14 protein-coding genes are annotated in these 15242 nt (G+C 72.5%); 8 read left to right on the top strand and 6 right to left on the bottom strand.

Annotation, left to right across the window (positions count from 1 at the left end; translation table 11 throughout):
* Positions 1–261 (bottom strand): hypothetical protein (locus Ani05nite_RS42455; protein ID WP_239130862.1); only part of this gene is annotated, 261 nt, incomplete at its 3' end.
* 837 nt (positions 262–1098) lie between these two features.
* Between Ani05nite_RS42455 and gatC the strand changes: the two genes are divergently transcribed.
* The 3 genes from gatC to gatB are packed head-to-tail and all read left to right on the top strand — an operon-like array spanning position 1099 to position 4381.
* Positions 1099–1398, top strand: a complete 300-nt coding sequence (gene gatC / locus Ani05nite_RS32745; RefSeq protein WP_203774791.1) for an Asp-tRNA(Asn)/Glu-tRNA(Gln) amidotransferase subunit GatC — start codon at positions 1099–1101, stop codon at positions 1396–1398.
* Between the two features lie 5 nt (positions 1399–1403).
* Complete coding sequence (gatA, locus tag Ani05nite_RS32740) at positions 1404–2891, top strand: Asp-tRNA(Asn)/Glu-tRNA(Gln) amidotransferase subunit GatA (RefSeq protein WP_203774788.1); 1488 nt, start codon at positions 1404–1406, stop codon at positions 2889–2891.
* Entirely contained in the window at positions 2888–4381 is a 1494-nt protein-coding gene (gene gatB / locus Ani05nite_RS32735; RefSeq protein WP_203774787.1) for an Asp-tRNA(Asn)/Glu-tRNA(Gln) amidotransferase subunit GatB, read from the top strand. The genes gatA and gatB overlap by 4 nt, the downstream gene beginning before the upstream one ends.
* 168 nt (positions 4382–4549) lie before the next feature.
* Here gatB and Ani05nite_RS32730 read toward each other — a convergent pair whose 3' ends face one another.
* From Ani05nite_RS32730 to Ani05nite_RS32720, 3 genes are read right to left on the bottom strand one after another with little or no spacing between them, the layout of a single operon-like run.
* Positions 4550–4954, bottom strand: coding sequence for a hypothetical protein (locus Ani05nite_RS32730; RefSeq protein WP_203774785.1), 405 nt, complete (start codon positions 4952–4954; stop codon positions 4550–4552).
* Between the two features lie 25 nt (positions 4955–4979).
* A complete protein-coding gene (locus Ani05nite_RS32725) occupies positions 4980–6578 on the bottom strand; it encodes a metallophosphoesterase family protein (RefSeq protein WP_203774783.1) in 1599 nt (532 codons plus the stop codon).
* 51 nt (positions 6579–6629) lie between these two features.
* Positions 6630–7793: a PQQ-dependent sugar dehydrogenase gene (locus Ani05nite_RS32720; protein ID WP_203774781.1), complete on the bottom strand. Its 1164-nt coding sequence runs from the start codon at positions 7791–7793 to the stop codon at positions 6630–6632.
* A 107-nt stretch (positions 7794–7900) separates the two neighbouring features.
* Here Ani05nite_RS32720 and Ani05nite_RS32715 point away from each other — a divergent pair, with 107 nt between their 5' ends.
* Complete coding sequence (locus Ani05nite_RS32715) at positions 7901–8827, top strand: 2-hydroxyacid dehydrogenase (RefSeq protein WP_203774779.1); 927 nt, start codon at positions 7901–7903, stop codon at positions 8825–8827.
* Here the strand turns inward: Ani05nite_RS32715 and Ani05nite_RS32710 are convergent.
* Positions 8771–9190, bottom strand: coding sequence for a PH domain-containing protein (locus tag Ani05nite_RS32710; protein ID WP_239130861.1), 420 nt, complete (start codon positions 9188–9190; stop codon positions 8771–8773). The genes Ani05nite_RS32715 and Ani05nite_RS32710 overlap by 57 nt on opposite strands.
* Positions 9191–9255: 65 nt before the next feature.
* On the opposite strand from Ani05nite_RS32710, the gene Ani05nite_RS32705 reads away from it, so the two are divergent.
* The 4 genes from Ani05nite_RS32705 to Ani05nite_RS32690 all read left to right on the top strand — a co-directional run bounded on the left by Ani05nite_RS32705 (position 9256) and on the right by Ani05nite_RS32690 (position 14195).
* A complete protein-coding gene (locus tag Ani05nite_RS32705) occupies positions 9256–10332 on the top strand; it encodes a WD40/YVTN/BNR-like repeat-containing protein (protein WP_203774775.1) in 1077 nt (358 codons plus the stop codon).
* Positions 10332–10607, top strand: a complete 276-nt coding sequence (locus tag Ani05nite_RS32700) for a ubiquitin-like small modifier protein 1 (protein WP_203774773.1) — start codon at positions 10332–10334, stop codon at positions 10605–10607. The genes Ani05nite_RS32705 and Ani05nite_RS32700 overlap by 1 nt, the downstream gene beginning before the upstream one ends.
* A 494-nt stretch (positions 10608–11101) precedes the next feature.
* A complete protein-coding gene (locus tag Ani05nite_RS32695) occupies positions 11102–13720 on the top strand; it encodes an EAL domain-containing protein (protein WP_239130860.1) in 2619 nt (872 codons plus the stop codon).
* 124 nt (positions 13721–13844) lie between these two features.
* On the top strand, positions 13845–14195 hold the full coding sequence (locus tag Ani05nite_RS32690) for a DoxX family protein (RefSeq protein WP_203774771.1): 351 nt from the start codon (positions 13845–13847) through the stop codon (positions 14193–14195).
* Positions 14196–14241: 46 nt separating this feature from the next.
* Here the strand turns inward: Ani05nite_RS32690 and Ani05nite_RS32685 are convergent, their stop codons facing one another.
* On the bottom strand, positions 14242–15180 hold the full coding sequence (locus tag Ani05nite_RS32685) for a hypothetical protein (protein WP_203774769.1): 939 nt from the start codon (positions 15178–15180) through the stop codon (positions 14242–14244).
* Positions 15181–15242 lie beyond the last annotated feature (62 nt).

Raw genomic sequence — 15242 nt, 5'->3', positions numbered from 1 at the left:
GTCCGTCTGCTCGGCCGCTTGCCCGTCCGTCTGCTCGGCCGCTTGCCCGTCCGTCTGCTCGGCCGCTTGCCCGTCCGTCTGCTCGGCCGCTTGCTCGGCCGCTTGCTCGGCCGCTTGCTCGGCTGCTTGCTCGGCTGCTTGCTCGGCTGCTTGCTCGGCCGCTTGCTCGGCCGCTCGCTCGCCCGCCCGCCCGCCCGCCGTCCGGCCGCCCCGCGCGGATCTTGGAGAGTTCGGGTCGGTTTCTGGGCCGTGGCGCTTCAAGATTCAGCGAGAAGAGCACCTTATGGGTGTGGCGGCTCCAGCGGGTGACGGCCGGGTGGCTCTGCGCAGAAGCACCAAGCCGCCGGGCGGGAGGGGGAGGACGTGCCGAAGTTCGGACGTGGCGGGCGGCTGGGCGAGACGGGAAGCTGGCCGAGGCAGGAAGCTAGCCGAGGTGGGACGCTGCGCGACCACGGTGAAGAGGCTCGCCATGGCGCCGGGAGCTGCCCAGGAATGGTGAATTGCGCGGTCGGCGTGGGCTGAAGGTTCGGCTCAGGCACCCAGGTTGCCCGAGGCAGATTGTCCGCGCGGTTCAGAAGGCGGATTGATGGAGCGCCGAGGCGCGACCTGGCTGAGATGCGAGATGGGCTGATGGCGAGAACCTCGGCGGGCCCAACGTCGGCTGGATCTAGAGCATCCTGCTGGATCCGAACATCGGCCGAGCCCGAGCGCCGGCCGAGCCCGAGCGCCGGCCGAGCCCGAGCGCCGGCCGAGCCCAAGCGCCGGCCGAGCCCAACCCCGGCCGAGCTCACACGCCGGCCGAGCCCCAAATGCCAACCAGGCCAAGTGCCAACCGCGGCCCGAGTGCCCCCCGGAACCAACCCCCCCCGCACCCCAAACCCCAACCCCGCACCCACCCCAACCCGAATAAAACCCTGCAATCAGAAGGCATTCGGCGGGAGCGACGGTCAGCACCATGCACCCACGCACGACAAATCCCGCAATAAAACCCGATCCCCAAGACCACGACTTATCCACAGACCGGGGAGCCGCCGCCCACCCCCCACCCCGCAAGAAATAGACTTCCCGGGTCAGCGACATCCACACCAAGGGGGCACGATGGCCGCCATCTCCCGCGAAGAGGTCGCGCATCTCGCGCGCCTGTCGCGGCTCGCCGTGACCGAGCAGGAGCTCGACCGGTTCGCCGGCCAGCTCGACGTCATCCTGCAGTCGGTCGCCCGGATCGGTGACGTGGCCGCCGACGACATCCCGCCGACCTCGCATTCCGTGCCGCTGACCAACATCTACCGCGACGACGTCGTGCAGCCGTGCCTCACTCAGGAGGAGGCGCTCTCCGGCGCGCCCGATTCCGCCGAGGGCCGGTTCCGCGTGCCGCGCATCCTGGACGAGGAGGACTGAGCGCCGTGACGGACGTCACCAGGATGACCGCTGCGCAGGTCGCCGGCCTGATCAGCAAGGGCGACGCGTCCGCCGTGGAGGTCGCGACCGCGCACCTCGACCGGATCGCCGCCGTCGACGAGCGGGTGCACGCCTTCCTGCACGTGGATCGCGAGGGTGCGCTGGCCGCCGCCCGCGCCGTCGACGAGCAGCGGGCGCGGGGCGAGGAGCTCGGGCCGCTGGCCGGGGTGCCGGTCGCCGTCAAGGACGTGATCGCGACGCGGGGCATTCCCACCACCGCCGCCTCCAAGATCCTTGAGGGCTGGAAGCCGCCCTACGACGCGACGATCGTGCAGCGGCTGCGTGCCGCCGGCACGGTGATGCTCGGCAAGACCAACATGGACGAGTTCGCCATGGGGTCCTCCACCGAGTACTCCGCCTACGGGCCCACCAACAACCCGTGGGATCTCGGGCGCATCCCGGGCGGCTCCGGCGGCGGCAGCGCCGCGTCGCTCGCGGCCTACGAGGCGCCGCTGGCCATCGGCACGGACACCGGCGGTTCCATCCGGCAGCCGGGCGCGGTCACCGGCACGGTCGGCGCCAAGCCGACGTACGGCGGCACCTCCCGGTACGGCCTCATCGCGTTCTCGTCCTCGCTCGACACTCCCGGCCCCTGCGCCCGGACGGTCGAGGACGCCGCGCTGCTGCACGCGGTGATCGCCGGCCACGACCCGCGCGACTCGACCTCCATCCCGCAGCCCGTGCCCGACGTCGTCGCGGCCGCCCGCCGGGGCGCCGGCGGTGACCTCACCGGGGTCAAGCTGGGCCTGGTCAAGGAGTTCGCCGGCGAGGGCGCCGAGCCCGGCGTGCTGGCGGCCTTCCACGAGTCGGTCGAGGCGCTGGTCAAGCTGGGCGCCGAGGTCGTGGAGATCTCCTGCCCGCACTTCGAGTACGCGCTGCCGGCCTACTACCTGATCGCCCCCAGCGAGGCGTCGTCCAACCTGGCCCGCTTCGACGGCGTCCGGTACGGCCTGCGGGTCGGTGACGACGGCAACCGCTCGCTGGAGGAGGTCATGTCGCTGACCCGGGAGGCCGGTTTCGGCCCTGAGGTCAAGCGCCGGATCATCCTCGGCACGTACGCGCTGTCCAGCGGCTACTACGACGCCTACTACGGCCAGGCGCAGAAGGTCCGCACGCTCATCACGCGCGACTTCACCTCCGCGTTCGAGCGGGTCGACGTGCTCATCTCGCCGACCACGCCGTTCGTCGCCTTCCCGTTCGGCTCGCGCACGAGCGACCCGTACCAGATGTATCTGGCCGACCTCTACACCATCCCGACGAACCTGTACGGCGGGCCGGCCATCTCGGTGCCGTGCGGGCTCTCCGAGGGGCTGCCGGTCGGCTTCCAGGTGATGGCGCCGACGATGGCCGACGACCGGATGTACCGGGTCGCCGCCGCCCTCGAGTCGGCGGTCGGCACCCTGACCCCACCGTCGCTGGAGGCGCGAGCATGACGACCACCGCGTTGCCCTCGTACGAGGACGCGATCGCCCGTTACGAGCCGGTCATCGGCCTGGAGACGCACGTCGAGCTGGGCACGAACACGAAGATGTTCTGTGCCTGCCCGACCGAGTTCGGCGCGGAGCCCAACACCCAGGTGTGCCCGGTCTGCCTCGGCCTGCCCGGGGCGCTGCCGGTGGCCAACCGCGCCGCCATCGAGGCCACCATCCGGATCGGGCTCGCGCTCAACTGCGACATCGCGCCGTGGTGCCGGATGGCCCGGAAGAACTACTTCTACCCGGACATGCCGAAGAACTTCCAGACCAGCCAGTACGACGAGCCGCTGTGCGTGGACGGCTACGTCGACGTGCTGGTCGACGGCGAGACGGTGCGGATCGAGATCGAGCGGGTGCACCTCGAGGAGGACACCGGCAAGACGCTGCACGTCGGCGGGGCCACCGGGCGCATCCACGGCGCCACCGAGTCGCTGGTCGACTACAACCGGGCCGGCATCCCGCTGGTGGAGATCGTCACCAAGCCGGTGCCCGGCATCGGCGCCCGGGCGCCCGAGGTCGCCAAGGCGTACGTGACCGAGCTGCGCGACATCATCCGCTCGCTGGACGTCTCCGACGTGCGCATGGAGCAGGGCTCGATGCGCTGCGACGTGAACACCTCGCTGAACCTGCCGGGCGAGGAGTGGGGCACCCGGACGGAGACCAAGAACGTCAACTCGCTGCGCTCGGTCGAGCGGGCGGTCCGATCGGAGATCATCCGGCAGGCGAGCCTGCTCAACGAGGGCACCCGGATCTTCCAGGAGACCCGGCACTTCCAGGAGACCACCGGCGACACCCGGCCGGGCCGCTCCAAGGAGACCGCCACCGACTACCGCTACTTCCCCGAGCCCGACCTCGTGCCGATCGCGCCCGACACCGCGTGGGTGGCCGAGCTCAAGGCGGGCCTGCCCGAGATGCCCAGCGTGAAGCGGGCCCGGCTGGCCGAGGAGTGGGGCATCTCCACCGTCGACATGCAGTCGGTCGCCAACGCCGGCGCCATCGAGCTGATCGAGCAGACCATCGCGGCCGGCGCCACCCCGGCCGGCGCCCGCAAGTGGTGGATGGGCGAGCTGGCCCGCCGCGCCAACGAGACCGGGGTGGAACTGGCCGCGGTCGGGGCCACGCCGGCGCAGGTGGCCCAGCTGCAGGGCCTGGTCGACGAGGGCAAGCTCAACGACAAGCTGGCCCGCCAGGTCCTCGAGGCCGTCGTGGCGGGCGAGGGCGACCCGGCAGCCGTCATCGAGGCCCGCGGCCTGGGCGTCGTCTCCGACACGGGCGCGCTCACGGCGGCGGTCGACGAGGCCATCGCCGCCAACCCGGACATCGCTGCGAAGATCCGCGACGGCAAGGTCGCGGCGGCGGGCGCCCTGGTGGGCGCGGTCATGAAGACCACGCGGGGCCAGGCGGACGCCAAGACCGTCCGGGAACTGATCCTCGAGCGGCTTTCCTGATCTCTTTTTGACGGTACGGGCGGCGTCCGGTCCTGTGGCACACGGGGCCGGGCGCTGCCGTCCCGGCCTGATCACGCCGGCATCCGGGCTGAGAGCGGTGGAGAGCCCGCCTGACGGCGGCCCCGCCGGGGAGCGGGCGCCGTCCCGCCATCGGCCGGGAGCTGCCGGTCACGCCTCCGGGCGGTCTCGGCGGAACCAGGCGCGGGCCGTGTCGGTACTCAACAAGATCGCGTACACCAGCGGCCAGGCCACCGTGCTGACCGCCGACGACACCCCTGAGGTCACGAGCAGGATGCCGGCGAGGGCGACCCCGACGGCGCACAGGACCAGGACTGCCCGTCGGGCCCACCGCCGGCCCCGCTGCACTCCATAGGCCAGCCCGACGTAGAACAGCCCGTACACCATGTACGCCGTCGACCGCGCGGCCCCGGAGCCGAGGCCGGCCAGCGCGAACACCACGGTCAGGCCGCCCCCGACGTACAGCAGGATCGCCGCGGCCTGGACGGCGCCCGGAGCTGCCGCGCGGGCCGCAGGCAACGGATGCTGCGGTTCGTTCTCCACCGGACCGGACACGGCGGTATTAGATCAAACGGGCGGTTCAGCGGCCCGGCGGGGCACTGCTCGGGTTGACGCCCGGCGTGACGCCGTTGAAGACCGACGGGTCGGTGGTCGGCTCCGGCTCGTCCACGCCGACCAGCTTGCGCTGCATGGTCACGTTCTGCTCGCCGGTGCCGCCCAGCTGGATGTCGTCGTAGGCCTTCAGCGCGTGGGTCTCGTCGAAGTAGAGCACCGACATCATCAACGGCGTCGGCGCCTCCTTCTCCAGCCCGCGCAGGCCCGCCCCGCCGCTCGACCCCTCGACCAGCAGGCGCGTCTCCTGCGGGGGCTCGACCACCGCCGACGGGCTCGGCGCCACCGACGGGGAGGCCGCCGGGGACGGCGCCGCCAGCACGCTCACCTCGCGCTTGTGCGTGTGGCCGGCGAGCACCAGCGGCACCGCGCCGGACAGCGGCGGCGCCATCGCCGGGTCGTGCACGAGCGCCACGTCCACCTTCGTGCCGCCCCCGCGGATCGTCGCGGCCAGACGCTCGCCGCTGGTCAGCAGGGGCGAGACGGCCGGGTCGCCGGCGTCCGGCGGGGGCTCGCTCTTGTCCGGGGTGAACTCCGGGTCGCCGATGCCGGCGAAGGTCAGACCGTTGATCGTCACCGTCGTGTCGTCGAGCACCGTGGCGTTCTTCTGCCGGGCCACGGCCTCCTGGATCGCCATCGAGTCGTGGTTGCCCCGCACGTAGATGTACGGCACCCCGAGCTGCCCGATGGAGCTCACGTACGAGGTCTCGGCGCTGCTGCCCCAGTCCACGATGTCACCGGTGTCGACCACCGCGTCGATGTCCCACTGCTTGACGACGGTCCGGATGACGCCCCAGGAGGACGGGTTCAGGTGCAGGTCGGAGACGTGCAGGATGCGGGTCGTGTTGGTGGCCGGCTCGAACACCGGCAGCGCCGACACCGTGGTGTAGATGCGGCTGACGTTGCTGACCAGCTGCTGGAGCTGGTCGGCGTACCGGCCGTAGTTGTCGGCGATGCGCCGCGCGTCACCGACCACCGCGGGGGCGTTGACCAGCAGGCCCTCGTACCGGGGCTCGCTGATCGCGTCCGGCCGGATCGTGCCCGCGGCCAGCCCCAGGCTGCCGCCGGTCACCACCAGCGCCAGCACGCCGGCCGCGGCCACCCGGCGGATGTTGCGGAAGATCAGCGCGGACAGGATCAGCGCGCAGACGATCGCCGCGCCGAGCGCCCGCAGCCCCAGCTGCAGCACGCCCTTGGTCACGTCGTCCACCGCCGACTGCCCGGCGGCGCTGATCGCCGTCGGGTCGTCGATCAGCGCCTCGGTGCGTTCCTGGTCCAGCGAGCCCAGGTTGACCTTGAGGTGGATGGGGCCGTCGTGGCTGTCCAGGTGCAGCGAGCCCAGCGGCGGGATGTCGACCTCGGTGCCGCCCTCGACGGACGGGCTGATCGACATGTCGGCCCGGAACGGGCCGACGGCGATCTCCGACTGGGCGAAGAGCATGGTGCCCACGACGACGCCGGTCAGGCTGACGGCCAGCACGGCCGCCCAGACGCTCAACCGCCGGGCCCAGGGCCGCTGCCAGGTGCGGACCACTGCCGCACGGGCGCGGGAGATCGTCTCATTCATGGTCAACAACAAACCTGCCCCCGTGCGCCGGTCGCCAAACAGCGGCGACGGTCAGCTCCGGCCGGCTCCGCCGTCGGAGAACACCAGACGGATGATCTGATCGTCGTCCGGGGCCGGCTCGCCGCCCTCCTCCTGGTTGGACGTCGTGACCCAGAGCGAGCCGTCCGGCGCGGTGATCAGCGCGCGCAGCCGGCCGAACTCGTCGTTGAGCACCGCCTTGGGCCGGCCCAGCAGGGTGCCGTTGCCGGTCACGTCGACCATCCACACCCGCCGTCCCTGCAGGCAGGCGGTCGCGACCATGCTCTCCAGCACCGCGACGCCGGCGCAGGACGAGTCCGCGATCGGCCAGCTCACCACCGGATCGGTGAACTTGGCGTCCGAGCCGGGGCCGTCCGCCTTGGGCCAGCCGTAGTTCCCGCCCTTGCGGATGACGTTCAGCTCACCCGTCTTCTTCTGATCCGACTCACCGGCGTACATCTTCTTGGCCTTGTCCCAGGCTATGCCCTGCACGTTGCGGTGACCGGAGGACCAGACCGGCGAGTCCTTGACCGGGTTGCCGGGCGCCGGCTTGCCGGCGGTGGTGATCCGCAGGATCTTGCCGCCCAGGCTCTTCGGGTTCTGCGCCTGGTTGCCGCTCGCGGACCCGTCGCCGGTGGTCACGTAGAGCATGCCGTCGGGGCCGAACGCGAGTTGGCCGCCGTTGTCGTCGGCCGAGTGCGGGATGCCCGTCAGGATGGGCTGCGGCTTGCCCTTGAGCTTGAGCTTGGCGACGCGGTTGTCCTTGGCCGTCGAGTAGTAGACGAACACGGTGGCGTCGGTCGCGTACTTCGGCGAGACCGCGATGCCCAGCAGGCCGCCGTCGCCGCCGGGGGTGGCCTCGGTGAGCCGCTGCACCTCGGTGACCTTCAGTCCCTCGGTGTCCGACTCCGGGCCGACCCGCAGGATGCGAGCGGTGTCCCGCTCGGTGACCAGGGCCGCGCCGTCCGGCAGGAAGGCCAGGCCCCACGGCACCTTGAGGCCCTTGGCCAGCACGGTGGCCGCCGCCGCGGCCTCGCCGCTGCTGTCCGGCCCGGCCGAGGCGGACGGGGTCGGCAGGTTCGGCGGCTCGCCGGCCACGTCCGGCTCCGGCGGGCCGAAGCTGCACGCGGTGGTCAGGGCCAGCACCGCGCCCAGCGTCACGGCGCCCGCGCGGACCCGGCGACTGCGCTCGATCACACGACCTCCTCGTTTCCCCGGTCCAGGGTAGCGGGGCCGGCTGGGACGTCCGGCACACCGGGATTCCCGGCCCGACGCCCGACGCCCGCCGCGGCTAAGTTGGCACGGTGAAGGTCTGGATCGCCCACGAGGAGGGCCGGGAACTCCTCGGCTCCCTGCCGGCCGGCGTCGAGGTCGAGGTCTGCACAGACGCGGCCCGCCTGCCGTCCGATCCCGCCCGGGTCGCGTTCTGGGCCCCGCCGTTCAGCGCCGCCGTCCGTGCCCCCGGCCTGCTGGCCCGGTTCACCGGCCTGCGGGTGGTGCAGCTGCTCTCGGCCGGCGCGGACAGCTGGGCCGGCCTGCTGCCGCCCGGCGTGCAGCTCTGCGACGCGGCCGGGGTGCACGACGCGCCGGTCGCCGAGTGGGTGCTGGGCGCCGTGATCGGCTCGCTGCGGCAGTTCCCGGCCTTCGCCCGGGCCCAGCAGCGGCACGACTGGGCGCAGGCGGCCTTCACGCCGACCGCGGAGCTGACCGGCAAGCGCGTGCTCATCGTGGGGGCCGGCTCGATCGGGCGGGCCGTCGAGCAGCGGCTGGAGCCGTTCGGGGTGACGGTGACCCGGGTGGCCCGTACCGCCCGGCCCGAGCAGGACGTGCACGGGGTGGCCGAGCTGCCCGGCCTGCTGCCGCAAGCCGAGGTCGTGGTGCTGCTCGTGCCGCTGACCGAGCAGACCCGCGGGCTGGCCGACGCCTCGTTCCTGGCCGCCCTGCCCGACGGCGCGCTGCTGGTCAACGCGGCGCGCGGGCCGGTGGTCGACACCGCGGCGCTGCTCGCCGAGGTGGCCACCGGACGGATCGGCGCCGCGCTGGACGTCACCGACCCCGAGCCGCTGCCCGCCGGGCACCCGCTCTGGGAGCTGCCCAACGTCTTCCTCACCCCGCACGTCGGCGGCTCCGTGGTGGGTCTGCTGCCCCGGGCCTACCGGCTGGTGGCGGCGCAGCTACGTCGGTTCGCCGCCGGGGAGCCGCTCGTCAACCGGGTCGTCGACGGCTACTGAGCGGTCCAGCTCCTGGCCGCCCGCCGCGATGACGGCGGGCAGGTTCGCGGTGGTCACGCCGGTCAGCCGGATCACCTTGCCGTCGGTGAGCAGGGCGGACACCCGCCCGCGATCGTCCGGCGCGAGCTGGTCGACCCGCGACCACGGAATCTCGGTGCTGCCGAACAGGGCGCGCACCCGCAGGCCGCCGGGGCCCACGTCGGTGCCGGCGCGGACCGCCCAGACCAGGACGGCGAGGGGGATCAGCAGTACGGGGGCCAGCGGCCAGCGGGCGCCGGCGAACGGGGCAGTGCCCACGAACGCGATCAGCGCGGCGACGACGAGGGCGCCGGACTTGCGGACGCGCAGGGCAGGTCGACTCACGTTCGCCATCCTCGCACCCGCGTGACGCGACGTTTTTGTCGGACCGGGCGGGGATACTCCTGGCCATGACCGAGTTGCTAGCCATCGGCACCAAGAAGGGCCTGTTCCTGGCCACGAGCGATGACGACCGGCGGAGCTGGAAGGTCGGCTCCGCGCACTTCCCGGGCATGTCGATCTACGCGGTGGCGATCGACACCCACGGCCCCACCCCGCGGCTGCTGGCCGGGGTGGAGAGCTCCCACTTCGGCCCCAGCGTGTCCATCAGCGACGACCTGGGCGCCACCTGGCAGGAGCCCGACGCCGCCCCGCTCGCCTTCCCGGCGGACGCGGGCGCGGTGGTCGAGCGCGTCTGGCAGATCACCCCCGCCGGCTCCGGCGTGGTCTACGCCGGGGTCCAGCCGTCCGCGCTGTTCCGCTCCGAGGACGGCGGGCGCACCTACGAGCTGGTCCGGGCCCTGTGGGACCACCCGCACCGGCCCGAGTGGGGGGCCGGCTTCGGCGGCCAGGCGGTGCACACGGTGCTGCCGCATCCCGGCGACCCGAGCCGGGTGCTGGTCGCCATGTCGACCGGCGGGGTCTACCGCACCACCGACGGCGGCGCCTCCTGGTCGCCCGCCAACACCGGCATCAAGGCGTACTTCCTGCCCGACCCGTGGCCGGAGTTCGGCCAGTGCGTGCACAAGGTGGCGCGGGACGGCGCCGACCCGGAGACCTACTACGCGCAGAACCATCACGGCGTCTACCGCACGGTGGACGGGGGTGACACCTGGCAGTCCATCGCCGGCACGCTGCCGGCCGACTTCGGCTTCCCGATCGTCGCGCATCCCCGGCGCAGCGGCACGATCTGGTCGTTCCCGCTGGTCAGCGACGGGCAACGGGAGCCGGTGGAGCTGCGCTGCCGGGTGTTCCGGTCCACCGACGCGGGTGAGCACTGGCAGCCGATGCAGGCCGGGCTGCCCGAGGAGCCGTTCTATCAGGTGGTGCTGCGCGACGCGATGTGCGCCGACGACGCGGAACCGGCCGGGGTCTACTTCGGCACCCGGTCCGGCGAGGTGTTCGCCAGCCGCGACGAGGGCGAGAGCTGGTCGTCCGTGGCGGCGCATCTGCCGGACGTGCTCTGCGTCCGGGCCGGGACAGTCTGATGCCCACCGTGCTGGTCCCGGGGATGCTGCGCGCCGACGCGGGGGGCGCGGCGCATCTCGAGGTGGGCGAGTCGGGGACGCTGGGCGCCGTGCTGGACGAGATCGGGCAGCGGTGGCCCCGGCTGGAACGCCGGATCCGGGACGAGAGCGGGGCGCTGCGCCGCTACGTGAACGTCTATGTGGACGGGGAGGACTGCCGCCGTTCGGGCGGCCTGGCCACGCCGGTGCCGGCCGGCGCGGAGATCCAGGTGCTGCCGTCGGTCGCCGGGGGCTGACCGAGCCGCGCGGTGAGGCCGGCTGGGCCGCGTAGGGGGAGTTGGCTGGCCCGCAGCAGCGAGGGCGGCTGGATCCGTGCAGCAAGGGTCGGCTGGATCCGTGCAGCAAGGGTCGGCTGGGCCGCGTAGCGGGGCGGCCGGGCCGCGCAGCGGGAGCTGGCCGGACTCGTGAGCGCGGCGGCCCGCGGAGGGAAGGGAGGGAGCGACGGGAGTCCCGGGCCTGGTGGAGGACGCCGGCCGGGTGGAGGACGCCGGTCGGGTGGAGGCGCCGGCCGAAGGAAAGCACCTTTCCGGCGGAAGGTACCGCCGGGAGGAATCTTTCGGCCCGATTGTCGTGCGGGTGTCCATACCCGACGATCTCGGCGTGCGAAGCGATACCGCGCGCACGTAACCTGTCCGGGGGACATTCGTTACCCGGTGTGGGTGCAGTGACCCCTTCGTCGCCGTCGCCTGTTCCGCCCAGCCTTCACCGTCCGCAGAGGATCACCCCCCACGTGGCAGTGCAGCCCGCAGCGCGTACCGGCACCTGGCCGCATCGGCTGGCGTTCCTGGCCGCCCCGGTGGCCGGCGCCCTCGTGCTGGGCGCCGGGCCGGCCGGCGTGATCTCCGGTCCGGCCGCGCTGACGCTCGGGGTCGGTGTGGTCGCGTTCTTCGCCACCGTGATGCTGGTGCGCACCGCGCTGGCCATCCATCACCGGGACGGCACTTTCGCGGCCTGCCGCGGCGCCGGCTTCATCGGCATGGGTGCCCTGGCCACGGGGGTCACCACCGCGGTCCTCGTCGCGGGGCCGCCCGGCCGCGGCTGGTACGCCGTCGCCGGGATCGGCGCGGCCGCCACCCTCTTCGTCCTCGGCACCATGATGCTGCCCGGCGCCGCGTCCACCGTCGCGATCCGGCTGCGCCGCGCGTTCGACGGCCTGGGGCTGGGGGTGGCGCTGGGCTTCGCGGCCTACCTGACCACGCCGATGGAGTACGTCGGCCTGCCGGCGCTGATCGGCATCCTGCTGGCCTCGGCGGGCATGTCCGTCGTCACCGTCATCGTGCTGCGGGCCCGCCGGCAGCGCCCGGCCGCGCTGCGGTGCGGGGGCGGCGCGCTCCTGGTCCTGCAGGGGTTGTGCACCGCGGCCAACCTGATCCTGGCGGACTTGGACGGCCGGCTGGTGGCGATGGTCGGGCTGCCGATCGTGGCGGGCCTGGGTCTCGCCGCGGAGGGCGGCTCGCGGCGGACCCGGGCCGAGTCGGCCACGCCCCGGGAGCCGGATCAGTACCTGTCCGGTTATCCGCTGCTCGCCGTGCCCGCCGGCATCGGGGTCGTCGCCGCGCTGTACCACCTCGCCTTCCTGGGGTCGTTCAACGGCACGGCGGTGCTCCTCGGCATCTCCATGGTGGCCGTGCTGACCATGCGCGAGTTGCTGGTGGTCCGAGACATCCGCCGCTACACCGGCCAGCTGCGGGTCAAGGAGGCGCACTTCCGCTCGCTGGTGGCCGGCGCCACCGACCTGACGCTGGTGCTCGACGACAAGCTCACCGTCCGGTGGCAGTCACCGGCCGCGGCCCGGCTCTTCGGTCTCGCCGACGCGGAGGTGATCGGCCGCACCTTCCTGGAGCTCATCCACCCCGACGACGTGCCCGGCGCCCAGGCCGGCCTGGAGGCGCTGCTGGCCGGCGAGCACGACGAGGGGCCGCCGGCGCTGCTGAACGCCCGGATCCGGGACGGGCACGGGATGTGGCGCGACACCGAGTCCACGGTGGCCGACCAGCGGTCCGTGCCCGAGGTCGCGGCCCTGGTCGTGCACGTCCGGGACGTCGGGGAACGCCGGCACCTGGAGCGCACCCTGCACCGGTTGTCCTACACCGACCAGCTCACCGGCCTGGCCAACCGGCGGGCGCTGATGCGCGACCTGCTGGAGCACCGCCGGCGGGCCGGGCAGCACGGCACCCTGCTGGTCATCGACCTGCACGGGCTCGCGGAGATCAACGACAGCCGCGGCCGGGAGACCGGCGACGCCGTGCTGATCGAGGTGGGCCGGCGCATCCGGAGTCTGCTCGCCGAGGGGGACGTGGCGGCCCGGCTGGGCGGCGACGAGTTCGCGGTGCTGACGGCCGACGGGGCGGTGCTCGCCTACGCGCTGGCGACCCGGATCGTGACGCTGCTGATCGAGCCGTACCAGTTGCCCGGCACGATCGTCGAGCTGCACACCAGCGTGGGTCTGGCCGAGCTGACCGGCGGGGCCGACTCCGAGGAGGTCCTGCGCCACGCGGACCTGGCCCGCAGCCGCGCCCGGCAGCTCGGCCGCGACCGCGTCGAGTGGTACGACACGGACATCGAGCTCCAGCTGCACCGCCGGATGGACCTGGAGCGGGAACTGCTCGGCGCGGCCGACCGCGGCGAGCTCGACCTGGTGTTCCAGCCGGTCGTCGCGCTGCGGGACGAGCGGCCGGTGGGCGTCGAGGCCCTGCTGCGCTGGCGGCACCCGAAGATGGGCACGGTGCTGCCGGCCGAACTGTTGCCGATCGCCCGCGCCGTGGGCTGCGCCGCCGAGCTGGACGAGTGGGTCCTCGACGCGGCCTGCCGCCACCTGGCCGGCTGGACCGCGGGCGGCAGCGACTTCTGGCTCTCGGTGAACGTGGGCCCGCGCGAGCTGCTGACGGCCCGCTTCCCGGAACGGGTCGCGGAGATCCTCGACCGCCACGAGCTCGAGCCGGAACGCCTGGTCGTGGAGGTGCAGGAGACCTGGGTGGCCGAGGACGTGCCGGCGATCGTGGCGTCCCTGGCCGCCCTGCGCAAGCTGGGCGTCCGGGCCGCGCTGGACGACTTCGGCGCCGGCCAGGCCTCGCTGTCGCACCTGCGCCGGCTGCCGGTCGACATGATCAAGCTGGATCAGGTCCTGGTCAACACGCCGCCGGAACCGGGCATCGGCCCGGCGGTGATCGACGTGGTGGTCAGCCTGGGTCGCCGGCTGGGCCTGGAGACGGTCGCCAAGGGACTCGAGACCGCGGAGCAGATCGAGCGCGCCCGCCAGGCGGGATGCCTGTACGGGCAGGGGTTCGGGCTGGCCCGGCCGGCGCCGGCCGAACGGATGGAAGCGTATCTGGACTCGCACCGCGGCTGAGGCGCGCACCCAGGCGGAGACCGGGGCCCCGACGTCGTGCCTGCGTTGGTGAGATTGCCTCGCGCCGTGCTGTCACATACTCCGGAGCCCGCTCGTCCTTGGGGTAACCCACGGAGGAGAGCACATGTTCGCTGCTTACGTCACGGTCACCGTTCTCGCGGCGATCTTCACCGGCTTCGCCGCCGTCACGTATCTGATCGGCCACGAGTACCCGAAGGCCCAGGCGGACATGAAGCGCATTCCGCGGTCCTGGGTGCCGGTGCTGGGGACGCTGCTGGCGGCCGGTTCCCTGGGGCTGGTGGCCGGGTTCGCCGTGCCGCTGGTGGGGACCCTGGCCGCGGCCGGCCTGGTGCTGTACTTCATCGGTGCGCTGGTGGCGCACCTGCGGGTGGGCTCACGCAAGCTGGTGGGGTGGGCGGTCTTCTTCACGACCACGGTCGCCACGCTCGCCGTGAATCTGGCCTACCACGCCTGATCCGGACGCCGAGCCCGAGCATGACAGTCGATGCCGGTCGAGGTGCCTAATCGGCTGACGCCGACGGAGCCGGCGAAGCGGATGACGTCGGATATTTTTGCTGGTCGATAGTCAGGTCGGCGCTATCCGTTTCGAGGCATCCGGCTTCGGGCGGAAGCTTGGTGCTGTCCGTTCCCTTGTACTCCTTGTGGAGGACGTCGACCTTCACGTCGCCCTTCTTGAGGAAGTACGCGGCGTGCGCGCGGCAGTCGTACACCACGAAGCCGTCGGGGTTGGTGCCGAGAAGGAAGAGGAGCCGGAGCCCGGGACAGGTCGGGCCGGTGGCACACAGCTCCTCCGCGGGGCCCCCTTTTTGCTTGTACGTATCGGGCACGTTCTTGTATTCCATCCAGGTGACCCGCACGGGAGGCGGAGTCACGCCGATCACGAATGTGGCATTGAGCCGTCGGCCATGGGCAAAGCTGTTCCCGAGGCCGAACATCCACAGGTTCGCCATCGTGCAGAGGAGTGCGAGTGTTATCAACGCCACGCTGAGGCGAAACGGCCGGTCACCCCATGCGGCAACCGAGTTGCGAAGGAACGCCACCAGGGCGATCGCCGCCGAGCCGGAGGCCAGTGCCAGGACACTTCCGGTCGTGAACGGAACTCCTGAGCCGTAGAAGAGGAGAAAACTGCCGGCCACAATGGTGAAGATGAGCGCGATCGGTGGCGCCCAGGCTGCTGGAACGACCGCCTGCGCGGCCTGCAGGGTCAGGGTGGCCGAGATGACGGCGAAGGATCCGCCGAGCAAAAGTGTCCAGGCCGCCCCCAGACTCAGCCGCTGAAGCAGTTCCGCGCCGGTGATGCCCAGTTGTCCGGGGGAGAGACCGAAGGCGCCCCAGAAGCCGAGGTGGGCACAATATGCGACGCCGTATGCCGTCCCCACGAATATGAACGTCGCGCCGAGGAGGTCTTTCCAGCCCGCGCCCGCCGGCGGTGCACCCATGAGCGGCCCCGAATCTCAGATCCTCAGTACGACTCCCGGTCCGGATGCCGGCCACGGTGTCA

The organism is Actinoplanes nipponensis (assembly GCF_016862275.1).
GTDB lineage: Bacteria > Actinomycetota > Actinomycetes > Mycobacteriales > Micromonosporaceae > Actinoplanes > Actinoplanes nipponensis.
This window is presented reverse-complemented; position numbering and strand designations above follow the sequence as displayed.

Coding starts and splice junctions, on each gene's coding strand:
- Ani05nite_RS32725 (WP_203774783.1), bottom strand. CDS start 6,578: ATGAATGAGACGATCTCCCGCGCCCGTGCGGCAGTGGTCCGCACCTGG.
- gatB (WP_203774787.1), top strand. CDS start 2,888: ATGACGACCACCGCGTTGCCCTCGTACGAGGACGCGATCGCCCGTTAC.
- Ani05nite_RS32690 (WP_203774771.1), top strand. CDS start 13,845: ATGTTCGCTGCTTACGTCACGGTCACCGTTCTCGCGGCGATCTTCACC.
- Ani05nite_RS32705 (WP_203774775.1), top strand. CDS start 9,256: ATGACCGAGTTGCTAGCCATCGGCACCAAGAAGGGCCTGTTCCTGGCC.
- Ani05nite_RS32685 (WP_203774769.1), bottom strand. CDS start 15,180: ATGGGTGCACCGCCGGCGGGCGCGGGCTGGAAAGACCTCCTCGGCGCG.
- gatC (WP_203774791.1), top strand. CDS start 1,099: ATGGCCGCCATCTCCCGCGAAGAGGTCGCGCATCTCGCGCGCCTGTCG.
- Ani05nite_RS32700 (WP_203774773.1), top strand. CDS start 10,332: ATGCCCACCGTGCTGGTCCCGGGGATGCTGCGCGCCGACGCGGGGGGC.